Annotated in this window: 15 protein-coding genes; 8 read left to right on the top strand and 7 right to left on the bottom strand. The window is 53.1% G+C overall.

What is annotated here, in order from left to right; all coding sequences use genetic code 11:
* Positions 1 to 102: 102 nt before the first annotated feature.
* Positions 103 to 1,002, top strand: a complete 900-nt coding sequence (locus tag ACOZIO_RS22035) for a carboxylate/amino acid/amine transporter (protein ID WP_129955173.1) — start codon at positions 103 to 105, stop codon at positions 1,000 to 1,002.
* On the opposite strand, the gene metR is transcribed toward ACOZIO_RS22035, so the two are convergent.
* On the bottom strand, positions 908 to 1,843 hold the full coding sequence (metR, locus tag ACOZIO_RS22030; protein ID WP_129955172.1) for an HTH-type transcriptional regulator MetR: 936 nt from the start codon (positions 1,841 to 1,843) through the stop codon (positions 908 to 910). The genes ACOZIO_RS22035 and metR overlap by 95 nt on opposite strands.
* A 104-nt stretch (positions 1,844 to 1,947) precedes the next feature.
* Here metR and metE point away from each other — a divergent pair, with 104 nt between their 5' ends.
* Positions 1,948 to 4,227 (top strand): 5-methyltetrahydropteroyltriglutamate--homocysteine S-methyltransferase, encoded by a 2,280-nt coding sequence (gene metE / locus ACOZIO_RS22025; RefSeq protein WP_129992164.1) that lies wholly within the window; start codon positions 1,948 to 1,950, stop codon positions 4,225 to 4,227.
* Positions 4,228 to 4,444: 217 nt separating this feature from the next.
* Here the strand turns inward: metE and ACOZIO_RS22020 are convergent, their stop codons facing one another.
* Genes ACOZIO_RS22020 through ACOZIO_RS22000 form a run of 5 tightly spaced genes read right to left on the bottom strand, consistent with a single transcriptional unit; the run spans position 4,445 to position 9,406 of the window.
* The gene (locus ACOZIO_RS22020; protein WP_129955170.1) at positions 4,445 to 4,789 is read right to left on the bottom strand and encodes a PTS fructose-like transporter subunit IIB; all 345 of its coding nucleotides are present in this window, start codon (positions 4,787 to 4,789) and stop codon (positions 4,445 to 4,447) included.
* Between the two features lie 23 nt (positions 4,790 to 4,812).
* Positions 4,813 to 5,700 carry a [formate-C-acetyltransferase]-activating enzyme gene (locus tag ACOZIO_RS22015; protein WP_129955169.1) on the bottom strand — a complete coding sequence of 296 codons (888 nt, stop codon included), beginning with the start codon at positions 5,698 to 5,700 and terminating at the stop codon, positions 4,813 to 4,815.
* Positions 5,666 to 7,963 (bottom strand): formate C-acetyltransferase, encoded by a 2,298-nt coding sequence (locus ACOZIO_RS22010; protein WP_129992165.1) that lies wholly within the window; start codon positions 7,961 to 7,963, stop codon positions 5,666 to 5,668. Before ACOZIO_RS22010 ends, ACOZIO_RS22015 begins: the two co-directional genes overlap by 35 nt.
* A gap of 16 nt (positions 7,964 to 7,979) precedes the next feature.
* On the bottom strand, positions 7,980 to 8,309 hold the full coding sequence (locus ACOZIO_RS22005) for a PTS fructose-like transporter subunit IIB (protein ID WP_129955167.1): 330 nt from the start codon (positions 8,307 to 8,309) through the stop codon (positions 7,980 to 7,982).
* Positions 8,310 to 8,326: 17 nt separating this feature from the next.
* Positions 8,327 to 9,406: a PTS fructose transporter subunit EIIC gene (locus tag ACOZIO_RS22000; RefSeq protein WP_129992166.1), complete on the bottom strand. Its 1,080-nt coding sequence runs from the start codon at positions 9,404 to 9,406 to the stop codon at positions 8,327 to 8,329.
* 365 nt (positions 9,407 to 9,771) lie between these two features.
* Here ACOZIO_RS22000 and ptsP point away from each other — a divergent pair, with 365 nt between their 5' ends.
* Positions 9,772 to 12,276, top strand: coding sequence for a phosphoenolpyruvate--protein phosphotransferase (ptsP, locus tag ACOZIO_RS21995; RefSeq protein WP_129992167.1), 2,505 nt, complete (start codon positions 9,772 to 9,774; stop codon positions 12,274 to 12,276).
* 11 nt (positions 12,277 to 12,287) lie between these two features.
* Entirely contained in the window at positions 12,288 to 12,950 is a 663-nt protein-coding gene (fsa, locus tag ACOZIO_RS21990; protein WP_129955164.1) for a fructose-6-phosphate aldolase, read from the top strand.
* 88 nt (positions 12,951 to 13,038) lie between these two features.
* Here the strand turns inward: fsa and ACOZIO_RS21985 are convergent, their stop codons facing one another.
* A complete protein-coding gene (locus ACOZIO_RS21985) occupies positions 13,039 to 13,866 on the bottom strand; it encodes a dienelactone hydrolase family protein (RefSeq protein ID WP_421595725.1) in 828 nt (275 codons plus the stop codon).
* Between the two features lie 173 nt (positions 13,867 to 14,039).
* On the opposite strand from ACOZIO_RS21985, the gene katE reads away from it, so the two are divergent.
* The 4 genes from katE (at position 14,040) to rmuC (ending at position 19,717) form a co-directional block, all read left to right on the top strand.
* Entirely contained in the window at positions 14,040 to 16,322 is a 2,283-nt protein-coding gene (gene katE / locus ACOZIO_RS21980; RefSeq protein ID WP_129955162.1) for a catalase HPII, read from the top strand.
* A 225-nt stretch (positions 16,323 to 16,547) separates the two neighbouring features.
* Positions 16,548 to 17,309, top strand: a complete 762-nt coding sequence (udp, locus tag ACOZIO_RS21975; protein ID WP_217137682.1) for a uridine phosphorylase — start codon at positions 16,548 to 16,550, stop codon at positions 17,307 to 17,309.
* A gap of 154 nt (positions 17,310 to 17,463) precedes the next feature.
* On the top strand, positions 17,464 to 17,991 hold the full coding sequence (locus tag ACOZIO_RS21970; protein WP_377426374.1) for a DedA family protein: 528 nt from the start codon (positions 17,464 to 17,466) through the stop codon (positions 17,989 to 17,991).
* 157 nt (positions 17,992 to 18,148) lie between these two features.
* A complete protein-coding gene (rmuC, locus tag ACOZIO_RS21965; protein WP_421595724.1) occupies positions 18,149 to 19,717 on the top strand; it encodes a DNA recombination protein RmuC in 1,569 nt (522 codons plus the stop codon).
* Positions 19,718 to 19,822 lie beyond the last annotated feature (105 nt).

The following is a 19,822-nucleotide window of genomic DNA, read 5'->3' as shown; positions in this document are numbered from 1 at the left end:
TAATTAAACATACGTAAACCATCTTCGTACTTCGCGGTTTCCCCCATTCCGTTACAATCGTGCATCTTTCCCTTTTTCTCTGACAAACAGGGCGTAGCTGCCGTGCCTTTACTCATCATTACCACCATTTTGTGGGCCTTTTCCTTCAGCCTGATTGGCGTGTATCTGGCCGGACAGGTCGACAGCGTGTTTTCCGTATTAGTCCGTTTAGGGCTGGCGGCGCTGGTTTTTCTGCCTTTCCTGCGCTGGAAAGGCCATCAGCTCACCACCATTTTGCTGTATATGGCGGTAGGGGCGATGCAGCTCGGTATCATGTATCTCATCAGTTTTGAGGCCTACCTGTATCTGTCGGTACCGGAATTCCTGTTGTTTACGGTAATGACGCCGCTGTATGTCACGCTGATTTATGACCTGATCAGCGGACGGAAAATCCGCATGGGCTATGCGCTCAGCGCACTGCTGGCGGTGGCCGGTGCAGCGATTATCCGTTACGACCATATCAGCGAACATTTCATCATCGGTTTGCTGCTGGTGCAGGCGGCGAATATCTGTTTTGCCATCGGGCAGGTGGGGTACAAGCGTCTGATGGAAACCCGTCCGGTGCCGCAACATACGGCGTTTTCCTGGTTCTATCTGGGGGCGTTGCTTTGCGCAGTGGTGGCGTGGTTCCTGTGGGGGAATCCGCAAAAACTGCCGACCACCCATCTGCAATGGGGGATTCTGGTGTGGCTGGGGATCGGGGCTTCCGGGCTGGGATACTTTATGTGGAACTACGGGGCAACGCAGGTTGATGCGGGAACGCTTGGGATTATGAACAACTTTCACGTCCCGGCAGGGCTGCTGGTTAACCTGGCAATCTGGCAACAGCAGCCGCACTGGCCGAGTTTTATCACAGGTGCCGCTGTGATTATGTCCTCACTGTGGGTACACCGGCGTTGGGTCGTGCCGCGTCGCGAACAAACGGCAGATGATCGCACGCGTGCTGCCGGGCCGAACGAATAAACGCTTCCGTCACAGGCTGACGCTGTTCGCCGTCACGCACGGCGGCGTACAGACGGCTCCATAAGCCTTCGCCCAGGGTTTTGGTCACAACCAGACCCTGGCGCTCAAAACTCTCCACTACCCAGTGCGGTAACGCTGCAATCCCCATCCTCGCCGACACCATCTGAATCAATAACAATGTGTTATCGACACTTTTCAGTGACGGGCTGATACCTGCCGGTTGCAGGAAATGTCGCCAGATATCCAGACGCTGGCGTTGCACCGGATAAATCATCAGCGTTTCAGTGCTCAGATCTTCCGGCGTGATGACCGCTTTGCCTGCCAGCGGATGATCCGGTGCCAGCACCAGACGCACTTCAAAATCAAACATCGGAGAATAGTGCAAACCGCTACGCGGCAGGATGTCGGAGGTTAATACGATGTCCAGCTCGCCCTGTTGCAGTGCGGGCTGCGGGTCGAATGTCACGCCGGATTTGAAATCCATTACTACTTGTGGCCAGTTCTGATGGAAATTATCCAGTGCGGGCGTTAACCACTGAATACAGCTGTGACATTCAATCGCGATACGCAGCGAAGTCTGATGTGGCTCATTACATGCCTGCAATGCCTGCTGAATTTGCGGCAGCACCTGTTCTGCCAGATTGAGCATGATTTCACCCTGCGGGGTAAAACGCAGGGGCTGACTTTTTCGCACGAACAATCTGAAACCGAGGCGTTGCTCAAGGTCACTGAACTGGTGCGACAGGGCCGATTGGGTCTGATGAAGCTGCGAAGCGGCTGCGGCCAGTGACCCGGTGTTGCGCAGTGCTTGCAACGTTCGCAGGTGTTTCAGTTCGATCATGAGTGTCCTTCACTTTGTCATGAATAATTTGCGCTTGTGGAATATACACTACCTGCGGATTATGGATGTGTAAACATCTGGATGGCTAAACAGGACTTAAAAAGATGACGATACTGAATCACACTCTGGGTTTTCCACGCGTTGGTCTGCGTCGTGAACTTAAAAAAGCACAAGAAAGCTACTGGGCGGGTAATGCCACGCAGGAAGAATTGCTGGCAACCGGTCGCGAATTGCGAGCCCGTCACTGGAAACAACAAGCTGAAGCCGGCGTGGATTGGGTCCCGGTGGGCGATTTTGCCTGGTACGATCACGTACTGACCACCAGTCTGCTGCTGGGTAACGTGCCTGCACGTCACCAGAATGACGACGGCTCTGTTGACCTCGACACTTTATTCCGTCTTGGCCGCGGCCGTGCACCGACCGGTAAACCGGCTGCCGCAGCGGAAATGACCAAATGGTTTAACACCAACTACCACTATATGGTGCCGGAGTTCGTGAAAGGTCAGAAATTCAAACTGACCTGGACACAACTGCTGGAAGAAGTGGATGAAGCGCTGGCGCTCGGTCACAAAGTGAAACCGGTTCTGCTTGGCCCGCTGACCTATCTCTGGCTCGGCAAAGTGAAAGGCGAACAGTTTGACCGTCTTTCCCTGCTCAACGACATCCTGCCTGTATATCAGCAGGTGCTGGCTGAACTGGCAAAACGCGACATCGAATGGGTGCAGATTGACGAACCGGCTCTGGTGCTGGAACTGCCTCAGGAATGGCTAAATGCTTACAAACCGGCTTATACCGCCCTGCAACAGAATAAAATTAAACTGCTGCTGACCACCTATTTCGACAGCGTCGGACATAATCTCGACACCCTCCGGGCCCTGCCGGTTCAGGGGCTGCACATTGATGCCGTTGCCGGTCATGATGATCTGGAAACCGTCATCAACGCGCTGCCAAAAGAGTGGCTGATTTCTCTGGGTGTCATCAATGGTCGTAACGTCTGGCGGGCGGATCTCAGCACCTGGTTTGACCGTCTCAAGCCACTGGTTGAAGGCCGTAACGTCTGGATTGGCAGTTCCTGTTCATTGCTGCACAGCCCGATCGACTTAAACGTTGAAAGCCGTCTGGATGATGAAGTGAAAAGCTGGTTCGCCTTCGCCCTGCAAAAATGTGCCGAACTGGCATTGCTGACATCTGCCCTGAACAATCCCACCGCGCAGGCACAACAGAAACTGGCTGAATACAGTGCGCCAATCCGTGCCCGTCGCGAATCAGCCCGCGTAAATAACGCTGCTGTGGGGAGACGTGTGGCTGCAATCACGGCTACGGATATTGAACGTCAGCAGGTTTATACCGAACGTGCCAAAGCACAGCGTGCCCGTTTCAACCTGCCGGCATGGCCGACGACGACCATCGGTTCATTCCCGCAAACCACTGAAATCCGTGGTCTGCGCCTGGACTTTAAACAAGGTCGTCTTGATAAGAGCAAATATCGTACCGGTATCAGTGAGCACATCCGGCAAGCCATCAAAGAACAGGAGCGTCTGGATATCGACGTACTGGTTCACGGCGAAGCGGAACGTAATGACATGGTGGAATACTTCGGCGAACACCTGGACGGTTTTGTGTTCACGCAAAACGGCTGGGTACAGAGCTACGGCTCACGTTGTGTGAAACCACCGGTCATTATCGGCGACGTCAGCCGTCCGGAAGCGATCACCGTTGAGTGGGCGAAGTACGCACAGTCTCTGACCGAAAAACCGGTGAAAGGCATGCTGACCGGCCCGATTACCATTCTCTGCTGGTCATTCCCGCGTGAAGATGTCAGCCGCGAAACTATCGCCAAACAAATCGCGCTGGCATTGCGCGACGAAGTGGAAGATCTGGAAAAGGCCGGTATCGGCATCATCCAGATTGACGAACCGGCACTGCGTGAAGGCCTGCCATTGCGCCAGTCTGAATGGAATGCCTACCTGCGCTGGGCGGTGGATGCGTTCAAACTGAATGCCGCGATTGCCAGTGATGACACGCAGATCCACACCCACATGTGTTATTGCGAGTTCAACGACATCATGGATTCCATTGCCGCGCTGGATGCCGATGTGATCACAATCGAAACCTCACGCTCCGATATGGATTTACTGGAGTCGTTTAAAGATTTCGAATACCCGAATGAAATCGGGCCGGGTGTTTACGACATTCATTCGCCAAACGTACCAAGCGTTGAATGGATTGAAGATCTGCTGCGTAAAGCTGCAGACCGTATTCCGGCCGAACGCCTGTGGGTCAATCCGGACTGCGGCCTGAAAACCCGTGGCTGGCCGGAAACCCGTGAGTCGCTGGAAAACATGGTGAAAGCGGCCAAGCGTCTGCGTGCTGAGAAAGTCTGAGTGAACGCTGACTAGATTTACGTTGTGGTGTTGCTGAAACGTTTGGGGCACTCCGGTGCCTCTTTTTTATGGGGGTCTTCTTTGGCCTGTTAGCTGAGTCACGCAGGGGTAAAAGGGTTGCTGAGCCATGCCCCGGTTCAGGAAAAATACCGTGCGCTCTGCGTCGGCATACCGGCGGCAATACCGTAGTCAGTTGGAAAACAGGGCATCGTCACCATCAGGGTAGAATAATTTTCGTTCCCTGAGGCGAGGAGGCGAGTTTCTTTACCGCTGCCATCACTTTCTCCGGCGTACGTAAAAAGGTGTGAATTCCGGTCTGGACGCATCGGTTATGTGCAAACCGGTCGCTGTTTTCCAGCTGAATTTCAGTGATTAACAGGACAACATCGGCCTGAGCAATGTCGGTTTGTGACAGGGCATTTTCGATGCCCAGTGCACCTTGCGTTTCGACTTTCACCGGCCATTTTTCCTGCAGGCACAGTTTTTCCAGCTTTTCTGCCGCCATATAAGTATGCGCCACGCCACTGATACAGGCGGTTACGGCGACCAGTTTGAGCGACATAATATTTCCCCTGTTTAAAAAGTTTATCCACCGAGCGTCACGTTATAACCGTATTTTTCGGCCATCGTATAAAACGGCGCAACAGTGGCGTCATCCGGCACCTTTATCTTATGCATTGAATACGGTTTATCCAGTAACGGATATTTTGCTTCGCCGTATTTATGGAAAGGCAGCAGATGGATTTCAGTTAAGTTGAAGGGTCGCAGAAAATCCAGAATTTGTTGCATATTTTCAATCGTTAACGTGAAGCCGGGGATCAGCGGTACGCGGGGGATCAACTTAACGCCGCGCCGCGCCAGCGCCGTAAAATTTTGCCGTACTCTCGACTGGTTCATATTCAGAACCGATCTTGCATGAATAGGATCCATTATCTTGAAGTCATACAACACCTGATCGCAGTGATCGGTGAGCGACAGCAGGTGATCCAGCGGCGCATCGCCCGCCGTTTCGATCGCCGTCGTTATACCTAATGCCTGTAGCTGCCTGAGCAACTCACCGGCAAACTCGTGCTGCATCAGTACTTCGCCGCCGGAAAGCGTGATACCACCGCCTGATGAGCGGAAAAATACCTCATCTTTGAGCAGGCGCGTCATTAACTCCGGCAGCGTGATGTCTTCACCGACATATTCCATTGCACCGCTCGGGCATTCGTTCGGATCCTGCAGGCAGGTGCGGCAGTTCAGGCATTTTGCCTGACGTTTGATGATCTGAATGCGCGGCGACATCGATTCAGGGTTGGCGCACCACGGGCAGCGATGCGGACAGCCTTTGAAGAAAACCAGGGTACGAATACCCTGACCATCATTGAGTGAAAAACGCTGAATATTGAAGATACGCGCGTGTCTTTCCGCGGCCTCCCTGACGGGGATCTGCCCGTCAGAGCTGATGTGCGGTGCGGCCGATAATGTCATCCTGGATCTCCTTTGACAGCTCAACAAAAAACGCGCTGTATCCCGCTACCCTGACGACCAGCCCTGCGAAATCCTGCGGGCGTTTTTGCGCTTCGCGAAGCTGCTCAGCATTCACCACGTTGAACTGTACATGCTGCAACTTCAGGCGGGTGAACGCGCAGAGGAAATCGGCCAGTTTATTCAGCCCCTGCCTGCCTTCAAGCGTTGATGGCGTGAATTTCACATTCAGCAGTGTGCCATTGGAGAGCAGTGTGTTGTCGAGTTTACTGACGGATTTCAGTACCGCTGTCGGTCCCTGATGGTCCTGTCCCCTCATCGGTGAAAGGCCGCCATCTGCCAGTTGTTCACCGGCAAAGCGACCATCTGGCGTTGCGCCGACCACTGCGCCCAGCGGCACATGCGCGGAAACCGTATACGAGCCTGGCGTAAACTGACCGCCACGTGGATTGCGAAACTGCCCGACTTGTTTGCAGTAGAAACGCAGCAAATCGGCACTGATCAGATCGACCTCATCAATGTCATTACCGTACTTCTCAAAGCGGTTGATCAGACGGGCACGAATGGCGAGCCCTTCTTCGCCGGCAAAATTCCCTTTCAGAGAAGCCAGTAATTCATCAAAGGTCAGACGTTGCTGATCAAATACCATGCCTTTCAGCGCATGCAGGGAATCACTGAGGTTAGCGATACCGATGCCCTGAACACCGGAAAAGTTGTAACGTGCGCCGCCAGCGGTAATGTCTTTACCGCTGTCCAGACAACCTTCAATAAACGAAGACAGCAGCGGAACCGGTGCCCAGTCGCGGTGGCCGATATCACAGATGTTGCTGCCTTGCGCCATCAGTCTGACGTAATGGCTGATTTTCCGGCGGATCTGTTCCACCAGTTCTGGATAAGTGATCGCCGGGTTGCCCTCGTTCTCATACAGTGCCAGTTCCATGACCTTTAACAGGTTAAACATGGCGATATCGTGCAGCCCGTAGGTTTTTCCGGGGATCGACAGTTCGACGCAGCCCACAACAGCATAATCCCGCGCATCTTCGAGGCGTACGCCACGGTTAAGAAACGCCGGAACCACCACTTCATCATTGAATATTTGCGGAATACCGGTACCGAGACGGATCGTTTCAGCGGTTTTCAGCAGAAACTGACGGTCGATCAGTTCATTGACCCGTACGCCAAGGTTAGGCTGTGGCAGGCAAATGCTCTGATACGCGTCCAGACACAGAAACGACAGCACATTGATGGCACTACGTCCGGTGTCGGTCAGGCCGCCGAGCAAAATGGTATAACCCGTCGGGAAGCCGGCGAAGTAACGTGCGCTGGACATCGAACGCAGCAGCACGATGTCATTGCACTTTATCCACAGGCTTTCCAGCAACTCTTTAAGGAACGCCGGTGATTCACCGTGCGAAAGGGAATACTGATAGAACGGCAACATGTACTGATCGAAGCGCCCGAGCGATAACGAGCTGGCATTGGATTCGATCTGTAAAATGATATTCATGTACCAGAACAGCTGGCAGGCCTGATAGAAATCCTGCGGTTTATTGACTGAAATATGACGCGAAATGCGGGCAATACGTATCAGCTCCTGTTTTCGCGAGGCATCCTGACAGGCTTCTGCTAACCCTTCTGCCAGCGCGGCGTAGCGCAAAATATGCCGCTGTGCTGCCTGTAGCGTAATCAGCGCTGCCTGATAAAAGGTATTATCCGGCGCGCCGGCGACACGCTGCTGAAGTTCTGAAACGACGTTATCCAGGCCAGAATTCAGTAACCGGGGATAATCAATAATGATATGCCCCTGGCCTTTGTCTGTCTGGTTGATACTGAATATCTGCATTTTGGTGGCAGCGGTGACATCTTCCGGCATCTGACTGTTGATGAAATCTTTCATCGAACGCGATTCCCAGTAAGGGAAAAGCTGTGTGCGGTAAATCTGTTTATCCTGCTCCGAAATGTTAAAGCGGTCCTGTGGACGGGCTGAAAACCCATCCAGTTCTTCCAGCAACCAGTAGGGGTCCATTTCAGGAGAGATGATCCCCGCACGCGGTTTGACCGTACGGTTACCGGCAATCAACTCGCCTTCACGCAGGGCAATCTCAACGTTATCCAGAATATGTGCCGTGGCCTTTGCGCGGCGCAGAAGCGTAGGTTCGCCTTCTGTGCTGCGGTGACTTTCGGTATACAGCAGGGCACGTTCCAGCGAAATTTCACGCGGGCTGGCGAACAGTGCGGCTTTCAGACGTTCTGTGCGGGAAGTCATCTCATTCTCCCTGGCGTCAATCCGTGATGGCAGCGTTGGCGAGATGTGCTGCGATTTTTTCCATGATGGCATCTGCCCGTTTTACGGCATCACTGATGGCCACACGCACCGTGACTTTACCTCTGAAGCGCTCTTCCTGTTTGATGCCAATGTCTTTCGTCAGGATCACGATGTCTGCCGCCGCCACATCTTCCGGCGTCAGTTCGTTTTCCAGGCCGATTGAACCCTGCGTTTCAACTTTGCATTCCCAGCCTTTAGCTTTTGCCGCGCGTTCAATCGCTTCAGCCGCCATATAGGTATGAGCAACACCGGACGGGCACGCGGTTACAGCAATAATGTGAGTCATGATGTTTTCCTTTGGGTTCAGTTAATTTCGAAGTCCAGATCAAGTTCTGATTCCTGACGCGTTTTTGCCGACTGCTTTTTGGCGGCCAGATATTTCAGCGTGTTGACGCACAGTGCCGTGACAACCATGCCGACCAGCAATGCACCGATATACCCCAGTTTTCCCTGTACAACCGGCAACACAATCAGTCCGCCCCAGCCGGCATAGCATTGCGCGCCAACCAGAGCTGCTGTCACCGCCGCACACACTGAACCAGCCATGATGGCAGGAATGACACGCAGCGGGTCAGAGGCGGCAAAAGGAATAGCACCTTCGGTGATGCCGACGCAGCCCATCAGCATGGCGGCTTTGCCCGCTTCGCGCTCTTCAGTGGAATAATATTTACGGCCAATCAGCGTGGCGAAACCCAATCCCAGAGGCGGTGTTGCGATAGCCACGGCGGCAATGGCCACCACGGTATACACACCCTGTGCCACGCAAATCAGCATGAAAGCGTAGGCAACTTTATTCACCGGCCCGCCCATGTCGAAGGCCAGCATCAACCCCATGATGATGGCAAGCACAATAATGCTGCCCTGCTGCATGCCTTGCAGCCAGTGAGTCAGGGAGGTGGTCAGCAGACCAACCGGTTCGCCCAGTCCCCACATCATCACCCCTGCTGTCAGCAGCGTACCGATAATCGGGATCACGAAGATCGGCATCACCGAGCGCAGGATCTTCGGTACGCGGATCTTTTTAAGATAGAAGACGATAATGCCACCCAGCAGGCCAGCGATGATCGCGCCAAAAAATCCTGCACCGAATGACGCACCGACCCAGGCACCGATGGCAGCAGGAGCCAGCGCGGAACGATCCGAGATGGAATAGCCGATATAAGCCGCCAGAAAAGGCACCATCAGGGTTAAACCAGCGACACCGATATCAAACAGCTTTTTCAGGTTCGGATCGGTTGCCGCATCCGGTACGGCACCTTTGCCATACAACATCACGGAGACCGCCAGCAAAATGCCGCCTGCGACCACAAAGGGGATCATATGAGACACGCCAGTCATCAGATGCTGGCGGGTATTTTTTAGAATAGTGATCAAGTCTTTCATGATGAACTCCACGAAAACCGGTGCCGGGCTAAAAATCGCAAATATCAGGGTTTCATTTCAAAACCGCAGATACAGAAAGGCTATCGACCACAACAATAGGCCGCTGCTGATAACGCTAATAGTGGACAAATTTGTGTTTTACTGGACTTTTGTAATGTCCTGCCAAAAATGCGAGCAGGTTCAAATAAGCCGAAATAAAGCGAGGTTTGTGCGCTCGTTTGCTGTGTGAGCTGCTTCGCAAAAAATGACAGATATTACATTTATCCAGTGTTTGTCATTTTTGTCTGGTAGCTATTGGATCCGCCTGACTCTTATTCTGCAAAGAGCCGGTGCATTACACCGGAATTTGGGATGAGGATTCAGAAATGAGTAAGACGTTGAGCTTCACCTGCATGTTAGTCAATGGGGTTCATGCCCGGCCAGCCAGCCATATTGAAACGTTGTGCAATGGCTTCGGGTCTGCGTTTCAGTGGCATAATGGGCGCACTGACCGCGTTGCCGATGGTAAAAGTGTTCTTTCACTGATTGGTGCCGATATTCTGTTTAATGATGAATGCCTGGTCACCATAGAAGGGAATGACGAAGACGCCGCGTACAGGGCGCTGGCTCATTTCATTGAATACCAACTCCCTCATTGTGATGAAGCCCTGCCTGAGCATGATGAAAGCGCGGAACTTGAGCCGCTTCCTGAATCCCTGAGCCATCTTTCTCCGTTGGTTTTCCGCGCCCGTTCAGTCAGTGAAGGGTGCGCGTCCGGAAAACTGGTCAGCCTTTCTGATGTGAACCTGGCAACACTCAGGGACTTACCCGCGTCTCAGGGGAAAGATAAAGAACAAAGCCTGCTTTGCCGCGGGCTGGCTGGATTGGAAAAATCTCTCAATTTACAATTGATGGCGGGCAGCGGGACGATGACTGCGGTGCTGGAATCACACCTTTCTTTGCTGCGTGATAACAGCCTGCGCGAAGCTTTGCTGAGCCGTGTGGCACAAGACCGGAGCTGTGCACAAAGTATTGTGGACACCGCAGCATATTTCAGCTCGCAACTCGCACAATCGTCCAGTGCTTATTTGCGTGAACGCGAACTGGATATTCGTGATGTCAGCTTCCGGCTTTTACAGCAAATCTATGGTGAGGAACGCTTTCCTTCCCAACAGGCACTGAGCGAAGCGAGTATTTGTCTGGCCGATGAACTGACGCCGAGCCAGTTTCTCGAACTGGATAAAACCCATCTGAAAGGTCTGCTGCTCGGCAGCGGAGGCAGTACGTCACATACCGTGATCCTCGCCCGATCATTCAATATACCCACTCTCGTCGGTGTGGATCCGCAACCACTTCTGGCTTATTTACAGCAGGATGTGCTGATCGACGGCGATCTCGGTCTGATTGCCTGTGCACTCAGCGAACCGGTACGTCGTTATTATTGTCAGGAACAGGCAGTGCAACAGGCGCTGCGCGGACAGCAAAGCGAATATCTCGATAAACCCGGGTACACGGCAGACGGAGTGCGTCTTGAAGTGGCGGCCAATATCGCTCATTCGGTTGAAGCCAGCGCGGCATTTGATCATGGCGCTGAAGCGATCGGGCTGTTCCGTACGGAAATGTTGTATATGGACCGCGCCAGCGCCCCTTCCGAAGATGAGCTGTACAATATTTATTGTCAGGCGACGGAGGCAGCCCGGGGCAAAACTATCATTGTCCGCACGATGGATATCGGGGGAGATAAGCCGGTTCATTATCTGAACATTCCTGCCGAAAACAACCCGTTCCTCGGTTATCGCGCCGTGCGTATTTATCAGGAATTTCTGCCGTTATTTCATACGCAGTTGCGTTCGATCCTGCGCGCCTCGGCGCACGGGTCGCTGAAAATCATGATCCCGATGATCTCTTCCATGGAGGAGATCTTATGGGTGAAAGAGAAGCTGGCGGAAGCCAAACAGTCGCTGCGCAGCGAGCAAGTGCCGTTTGATGAAAAAATTCAGTTGGGGATCATGCTGGAAGTGCCGTCGGTGATGTTCATCATCGATCAATGCTGTGAAGAGATTGATTTCTTTAGCATCGGCAGCAATGACCTGACGCAATATCTGCTGGCGGTCGATCGTGATAATACGAAAGTGACCCGCCATTACAACAGCCTGAATCCGGCCTTTCTGCGCGGGCTCGATCATGTTGTGCGCGAGGTGCATCGTCACGGTAAATGGATTGGTTTATGCGGTGAGCTGGGCGCGAAAGGCTCGGTGTTGCCGCTACTGGTTGGAATGGGGCTTGATGAAATTAGCATGAGTGCGCCGTCAGTTCCGGTGACCAAAGCGCGTCTGGCAAAACTCGACAGCCGTGAATGCCGCCTGTTGCTTAACCGCGCCATGCAGTGCCGGACGTCGCTGGAAGTCGAACACCTGCTGGCGCAGTTCAGGATGACGTTTAACGATGCTCCGCTGATTACGACGGAATGTGTGACGCTTAATGCCGACTGGCGCAGCAAAGAAGAAGTGATTAAAGGTATGGTGGATAACCTGATGCTGGCAGGGCGTTGCCGTTATCCGCGCAAACTCGCCGCTGATGTCTGGGCGCGTGAAGCCGTATTTTCCACCGGTCTCGGGTTTGGTTTTGCGATACCGCACACCAAATCAGAGCACATTGAGCAATCGACTATCAGCGTCGCGAAACTTCCGCAACCGGTGCAGTGGGGTGATGAACAAGCACAATTTGTGATCATGCTGACCCTCAATAAACATGCCGCAGGCGACCAGCATATGCGGATTTTCTCAAGGCTGGCGCGACGGATTATGCATGACAGTTTCCGCGACGCACTGATGCATTCGGCCACGGCAGCACAGATTGAAACGTTGCTCAAACAAGAGCTTGAACTCTGACAGGAGAGGGTATGGAACTTTATCTGGATACTGCTGATATCAGCGCAGTAAAACGTTTATCCCGGATTTTGCCGTTGCAGGGCGTGACCACGAACCCGAGCATTGTGGCTAAATCGCAAACTTCCCTGTGGGAGGTTTTGCCCGCGCTTCGTGATGCATTAGGAGGAGAAGGGAAACTGTTTGCGCAGGTACTGGCAAATCAAACTGAGCAGATAGTTGAAGAAGCTGAATTATTGTATTCCCGCGTGCCAGGGCTTGTGGTCAAAGTGCCGGTAACCGCTGCCGGGTTGGCAGCGATTAAGACGCTGCGTATTCGTAAAATTCCAACCCTGGGAACCGCTGTGTATGGTGCGGGGCAAGGGTTACTATCGGCACTGGCCGGGGCCGAATATGTCGCGCCTTATGTTAACCGGCTGGATGCCCAGGGGGGTGATGGCATTGCGATGGTGACCGAGTTGCAGCAATTGCTTACCCTGCATGCGCCGCATGCCAAAGTGCTGGCCGCCAGTTTTAAAACGCCGCGCCAGGTTCTGGCCTGTCTGCTGGCAGGCTGTCAATCGGTCACGATCCCTGTCGATGTCGCGGAGCAATTGATCAGTGCGCCCGCCGTACAGGCGGCTGTCGATAAATTTGAACAAGACTGGCAAGGTGCTTTCGGGCAACTTTCACTTTAATCGGCTAACGTTGCGTAAAAAGCCCGGCAGGAAAACCTGTCGGGCCTTTGTCATTCTGGTCAGTATCCTTTTACTTTACGCCTTACTTTTACTTAACTCCGTACTGCGCAAAGAAAGCCAGCATGCGTTGCCAGCCATCGGCAGCGGCTTCAGCATGGTAACTCGGGCGATAATCGGCGTTAAACGCGTGACCCGCTTCGGGATATACCACGATTTCCGCTGTGGCATTGGCTGCGCGAATGGCCTGTCGCATGGTTTCAATGGTATCCAGAGGAATGCTCGAATCTTCCCCGCCATACAAACCCAGCACCGGTGCATCCAGTGCCGCTGCGCGGTCAACCGGTTGGAACGGGCTGGTTAGCGTTTTATCACCGACCAGTTTACCGTACCAGGCTACGCCCGCTTTCAGTTGCGGATTGTGCGCCGCATACAGCCAGGTGATGCGCCCGCCCCAGCAGAAACCGGTGATACCTAATTTTGAAATATCCCCGCCATGCTGTGATGCCCAGTGTGCAGTATGATCGAGATCGGAAAGCACTTGCTGGTCCGGCACTTTGCTGACCAGTTTGGCAAACAGCTCACTGATTTCGGTGTAATCACGCGGGTCACCCTGACGGAAATATAACTCCGGCGCGATGGCCATATACCCCTGCTTCGCCAGCCGGCGGCAGATATCCTGAATGTGTTCATGTACACCAAAAATCTCCTGCACGACCAGCACGATCGGTAATTTACCGGTGAAGTGTTCAGGACGGGCGAGATAGGCGGGCATATCTTCGCCCTGTGAGGGAATGGTGGTCTGGCCTGCGTGCAGCCCGTCGGTGTCGGTATGTATGGTGGTGCTGGCGACGGGCGTGACGGCAGGAGCAAAGCTGGTCGGAGCCTGTTTCAGGGTAAGCAATTCTTCTTTTTTCATCGGGTGTCTCCAGGCAAGTGTCCATACGGAAATCTGTGGCTATGGATTAAAACTATAGCCGGAAAGCATGAACAGCAAGGCGCAAGAGATGTTCTATAGTTAAAAGTTAATCAGGAAAGTCATCACGGAAGATTCACAGAACACCCGAAACTTTTGCCGAGGAGCTATGTTCAATGTCCAAATCACCCTCTAAAGTCACCAAGAAAAGTGAGTTAAAACCGGTAAGCCGCGCCCCCGCCACGGGCATTGAGTCTTCGCAGCCAGGCCTGGGGGATCTTGCCCCCGCGGATCGTGCTTATCAGCCTTCAGCACAACCTACACCGCCAGGAAAAGAACCGACAGCTTCCGGTAGCGCCAGGAGTCCGAAAAATAGCAATACCAAACTTGATGCATTAGAACACCACCGCAAAAATGGAGAAAAACAGCCGCTGACCACCAATCAGGGCACCAAAATTGCCGATGACCAGAATTCGCTGAAAGCCGGAAGCCGCGGTCCGACACTGCTTGAAGATTTCATCCTGCGCGAAAAAATCACTCACTTTGACCATGAGCGCATCCCGGAACGTATCGTTCATGCGCGCGGTGCGGCAGCGCACGGTTATTTTCAGCCATACCGCAATATGAAAGATGTCACCAAAGCCAGTTTCCTTTCAGACCCCGAAAAGAAAACCCCGGTTTTTGTACGATTTTCTACTGTTCAGGGGTCCCGCGGCTCGGCAGATACCGTACGTGATATCCGCGGCTGGGCGACCAAATTTTATACGGATGAAGGGATTTACGATCTGGTGGGTAACAATACGCCGGTGTTCTTTATTCAGGATGCACATAAATTCCCTGACTTTGTCCACGCGGTCAAACCTGAACCGCATAATGAAATCCCGCAAGGCGCGAGTGCGCATGATTCCTTCTGGGATTACGTTTCTCTGCAACCGGAAACGTTGCATAACGTTTTCTGGGCGATGTCTGACCGCGGCATTCCGCGCAGTTACCGCACGATGGAAGGTTTCGGCATTCATACGTTCCGCTTTGTGAATGCCGAAGGGAAAGCCACTTTTGTCCGTTTCCACTGGAAACCGGTGGCCGGAAAAGCGTCTCTGTTATGGGATGAAGCACAGAAACTGGCGGGGAAAGACGCGGATTTTCACCGCCGTGATTTGTGGGAAGCCATCGAAGCCGGAGATTATCCGGAATACGAACTGGGGGTTCAGTTGATCCCGGAAGAAGACGAGTTCAAATTTGATTTCGACTTGCTCGACCCGACTAAACTCATTCCCGAAAAACTGGTGCCCGTAGAACTGATCGGCAAAATGGTGCTTAACCGTAACCCCGATAATTTCTTTGCTGAAACCGAGCAAGCCGCGTTCCATCCCGGACATATTGTGCCGGGCATAGATTTTACCAATGATCCGTTGTTACAGGGGCGTTTGTTCTCTTACACCGATACGCAAATCAGCCGTCTTGGCGGGCCAAATTTCCATGAAATTCCGATCAACCGGCCGACATGTCCTTTCCATAACTTCCAGCGTGACGGTATGCACCGCCAGGATATTGATACCAATCCGGCAAACTACGAGCCGAATTCCATCAACAATAACTGGCCAAGGGAAACGCCTCCGGCAGCATCCGGCGGCGGCTTTGAAAGTTATCCTGAGCGTATTGGTGCAGAAAAAATTCGTCAGCGCAGCCCGTCATTTGCCGAATATTATGCCCATCCGCGCCTGTTCTGGCTGAGCCAGACAGCGGCGGAGCAGGATCATATTATCGGGGCCTTCTCATTTGAATTATCGAAAGTGGCGCGGCCTTATATCCGCGAGCGGGTGGTGGATCTGTTGGCGCATGTTGATCAGACGCTGGCGCAAAAAGTGGCGAAGAATCTGGGTATTACCCTTTCCGCAGATACTCTGAATATCAAACCGCCGAAGCCGGTGAATGGCCTGAAAAATGATCCGTCGCTGAGTTTGTATGCCAGCGGTAAAGGCACGCTCAAAGGACGTCAGGTGGCAATATTATTGGGGGAGGGCGTGAAAGCGGCAGATGTTCTGGAAACGTTGCAGGCGCTTCAGGTCGCAGGCGTCCATCCTAAACTGCTGGCCAGTCATTTAGGAAATGTAACTGCCGATGATGGCTCCACGTTGCCGGTTGATGCAACCTTTGCCGGGGCGCCTTCCATCACCGTGGATGCGGTGATTGTTCCGCACGGACATATCGATGCACTGCTCATGAACGGCGATGCGCGGCATTACGTGCTCGAGGCCTACAAGCATCTGAAAGTCGTAGGCCTAAGTGGCGATGCACGCCGCTTCAAATCACTGCTGGGGTTGACGGATGACGTGCCGGAAGAGGGCATTGTCGAAGGTGAAAAAGCGGAGGGAGCATTACTGAAAACGTTCCTGAAAGAAATGCTCAAACACCGGATCTGGTCACGCAGTGCGTTGGCAGAGGCTGTGCCTGCCTGATTTGCTGTAGCTGAAAAGCAGGCAACCTCCGGTAACGGAGATTGCCTGTTCAGGTTTCCGTGAAATGCACCTTTATTTTGCGATGAGAGTCACAAAATAAATGTATGCGCAATTCAAGTTGTTACATCATAGTGACGACCGTCACGAAATAACGTCACAATGTTGAGTACAGTTGCCGGGTGTTCCTCCTGCCAATAAATGACCTTACACACAGAGGAGTTTGTTATGTCTCAGCCCGAAGTTTTCCATCTTGGCCTGGCCAAAAAAGATTTAAACGGCGCGACGCTGGCGATTGTTCCCGGCGATCCTGAGCGCGTAGAAAAAATTGCCAAACTGATGGAGAACCCGGTTCGTCTGGCCTCCCACCGCGAATTTACCTCATGGCGTGCTGAGCTTGATGGCAAATCTGTGATTGTTTGCTCAACCGGTATCGGCGGGCCTTCTACCTCCATCGCAGTGGAAGAACTGGCGCAGCTGGGGATCCGTACTTTCCTGCGTGTCGGCACAACGGGTGCGATCCAACCACATATCAATGTCGGTGACGTGCTGGTCACGACCGCTGCCGTTCGTCTTGATGGCGCGAGCCTGCACTTTGCGCCGATGGAATTCCCTGCGGTAGCCGATTTTGCCTGCACTACCGCGCTGGTTGCGGCGGCAGAAGCCGTGGGAGCCGCGACACACATTGGCGTTACTGCATCTTCTGACACGTTCTATCCGGGTCAGGAACGTTATGACACTTACTCCGGCCGTGTTGTCCGTCGCTTCAAAGAATCGATGAAAGAATGGCAGGAAATGGGCGTCATGAACTACGAAATGGAATCCGCGACTCTGCTGACCATGTGTGCAAGCCAGGGTCTGCGCGCCGGGATGGTTGCCGGTGTTATCGTGAACCGCACGCAGCAGGAAATCCCTAATGCGGAAACCATGAAAAAGACCGAAAGCCATGCGGTGAAGATTGTTGTCGAAGCGGCCCGCAGACTGCTTTAGTCCCTATAAAACTAAAACAACCACATCTTATCAACGGGCCTCTGACGGCCCGTTTTTTTGCTCTGTTAAGCAGATCTGTTAAGGTCATGTTAGTAATCCATCTGGAATAATTGATGTATTCCCTCCCGGATCTCTGACACAAGGAACTGCATTTTTGACTGTTCACGACCTTCTTGAGTACACCTCTACCTTCATTCGTGCCCATCAGGTGTGGGCTGCGCCGATCGTTTTTTTTCTGGCCTTTGGTGAATCGCTGGCATTCCTTTCCCTGCTGCTTCCGGCAACGTTTATCTTGTTGGGGCTCGGTGCGCTGATTGGCGAAACCGGCATACCGTTCTGGCCCATCTGGGCAGCCGCCGCTGCGGGGGCTTTCCTGGGCGACTGGCTTTCTTACTGGATTGGTGCCCGTTATCAGGATCGTGTTGGCAATTTCTGGCCTTTCTCCCGTCATCCGCAAATGTTGGTTCGGGGGCATGCTTTCTTTGAAAAATGGGGCATGCCGGGGGCCTTTATCGGCCGCTTTTTTGGCCCGCTTCGCGCCGTTGTGCCACTGGTTGCTGGCATCTGCGGTATGCCGCAAAAGTATTTCCAGATTGCGAATGTGACCTCGGCACTTATCTGGGCTTTCGGCATTCTGGCACCCGGTGCGTTTGGCATTCAGTGGCTGAGCCGCTGGTTTTAAATCCTGCCCTCTGTCGTTGCCCGTCGCAAGGGGGCAAATACAGAGAAATTCCTTTTTGGAAGACGTCTCGCAAAGGTTCAATGCAACAGAAAATAGACTGGACATCCATACAGCCTGACATTACCTTGGCCGCAAGAGACTTGAAGAGGGAAATCACGTGGATATCAGCATTCTGACTGCCCTGGGGGCAGGGTTAATTGGCTTACTCTTAGGATGGCTGATTGCCAGTTTGCGCCAACAGCAACAACAGACGGAGTATGAAACGCAACGCCGTTTGCTGGAACAATCGCTGGAACAGCTTAAAACGGAAAATGATACGCACAAAATCGAGCGGCAATCAGGCCAGCAGCAACTGCGTGAAGCTGAACTTGAGCTGCGAAAACTGTACAGTCTGCAGGCGGCCAGCCAGGAAAAATTACAACTTCTTGTCCACTGGCAAAACGAGTGTGACCAACTCAATCAGGAACTGCGTGCGCAGCGGGAAATCAACAGTGCGCAGGAAGCTGAGTTGCGTGAGGTTTCGACCCGTCTGGACGAAACCCGCATGGCGGCTGAAGAAAAGCAGCGTCTGCTGATTAACAGCGAACAGCGCCTGAGCAGCCAGTTTGAAAACCTGGCTAACCGGATTTTCGAACAAAATGGCCGTCGTGCCGATGAACAGAACAAGCAAAGTCTCGATAAGTTACTGCTGCCGTTGCGTGAGCAACTGGATGGTTTCCGCCGCCAGGTGCAGGACAGCTTCGGGCAGGAAGCCCGTGAGCGACATACGCTGGCGCATGAGATCCGCAATTTACAGCAACTGAATGTGGAGATGGCACGCGAAGCCGTCAACCTGACTAAAGCTCTGAAAGGTGATAATAAAACGCAGGGCAACTGGGGTGAAGTGGTTCTGAGTCGCGTGCTCGAGGCTTCCGGTTTACGCGAAGGGCATGAATACCAGACGCAGGTCAGCGTGCAGGTGGATAGCAACAGCCGGATGCAACCTGATGTGGTCGTACGGTTACCGCAGAATAAAGACGTGGTGATTGACGCCAAAATGACGCTGGTTGCGTATGAGCGTTATTTCAACAGTGAGGATGACAGCGAGCGGGAAGCGGCACTCAATGAACATATTGCCTCAGTGCGCGGACATATCCGCCTGCTCGGGCGCAAAGATTACCAGCAACTTCCCGGTCTGCGCAGCCTCGATTATGTGCTGATGTTTATCCCCGTTGAGCCTGCTTTTCTGTTGGCTATCGACCGGGAGCCCGAATTGATCAGCGAAGCGCTTCGCCACAATATTATGTTGGTCAGCCCGACGACCTTGCTGGTGGCGCTACGAACGATCAGCAACTTGTGGCGCTATGAGCATCAGAGTCAGAACGCCAAACGTATCGCCGATCGCGCGGCCCGTCTTTACGACAAACTGCGACTGTTTGTGGATGACATGGAGTCGATGGGACAAAGTCTCGACAAAGCGCAGGGAAGTTATCGATCCGCGATGAATAAACTCTCGCAAGGCCGTGGTAATCTTATCGGGCAGGTGGAAAGTTTTCGCGCGCTGGGTGTTGAAGTTAAACGACCTATCAGTCCCTCTCTGGCTGAAATAGCGAAAGCGGAAAACGAACCTGAAGACACCGCATCTCTGCCCGATACCTCTGATGCGGAAGAAGAACAGACGCTGAACCCGGGTGAGTTAACCGCTCACGAGCAGGCATTGCTCTCAGAGGGGCCGCATTGTGTGTGATTCAATGCGTGAATCTTCGCAATATGTTGAATCACCATCGGTGATGGGGCTTTCGAACGGGTTCTGATACACTTCTCCCCAAGAGTTCGACTGAAAAAGCAGGCA

It is taken from the genome of Rahnella sp. PD4, from assembly GCF_049199325.1.
Taxonomy (GTDB): domain Bacteria; phylum Pseudomonadota; class Gammaproteobacteria; order Enterobacterales; family Enterobacteriaceae; genus Rahnella; species Rahnella perminowiae.
Note: the sequence above shows the minus strand (reverse complement) of the source record. Positions and strands in the feature narration are given on the sequence as shown.

Bases quoted from the DNA above. Each gene is read 5' to 3' on its own strand.
- metR (WP_129955172.1), bottom strand. From the start codon at position 1,843: ATGATCGAACTGAAACACCTGCGAACGTTGCAAGCACTGCGCAACACC.
- metE (WP_129992164.1), top strand. From the start codon at position 1,948: ATGACGATACTGAATCACACTCTGGGTTTTCCACGCGTTGGTCTGCGT.
- ACOZIO_RS22020 (WP_129955170.1), bottom strand. From the start codon at position 4,789: ATGTCGCTCAAACTGGTCGCCGTAACCGCCTGTATCAGTGGCGTGGCG.
- ACOZIO_RS22015 (WP_129955169.1), bottom strand. From the start codon at position 5,700: ATGACATTATCGGCCGCACCGCACATCAGCTCTGACGGGCAGATCCCC.
- ACOZIO_RS22010 (WP_129992165.1), bottom strand. From the start codon at position 7,963: ATGACTTCCCGCACAGAACGTCTGAAAGCCGCACTGTTCGCCAGCCCG.
- ACOZIO_RS22005 (WP_129955167.1), bottom strand. From the start codon at position 8,309: ATGACTCACATTATTGCTGTAACCGCGTGCCCGTCCGGTGTTGCTCAT.
- ACOZIO_RS22000 (WP_129992166.1), bottom strand. From the start codon at position 9,406: ATGAAAGACTTGATCACTATTCTAAAAAATACCCGCCAGCATCTGATG.
- ptsP (WP_129992167.1), top strand. From the start codon at position 9,772: ATGAGTAAGACGTTGAGCTTCACCTGCATGTTAGTCAATGGGGTTCAT.
- fsa (WP_129955164.1), top strand. From the start codon at position 12,288: ATGGAACTTTATCTGGATACTGCTGATATCAGCGCAGTAAAACGTTTA.
- ACOZIO_RS21985 (WP_421595725.1), bottom strand. From the start codon at position 13,866: ATGAAAAAAGAAGAATTGCTTACCCTGAAACAGGCTCCGACCAGCTTT.
- katE (WP_129955162.1), top strand. From the start codon at position 14,040: ATGTCCAAATCACCCTCTAAAGTCACCAAGAAAAGTGAGTTAAAACCG.
- udp (WP_217137682.1), top strand. From the start codon at position 16,548: ATGTCTCAGCCCGAAGTTTTCCATCTTGGCCTGGCCAAAAAAGATTTA.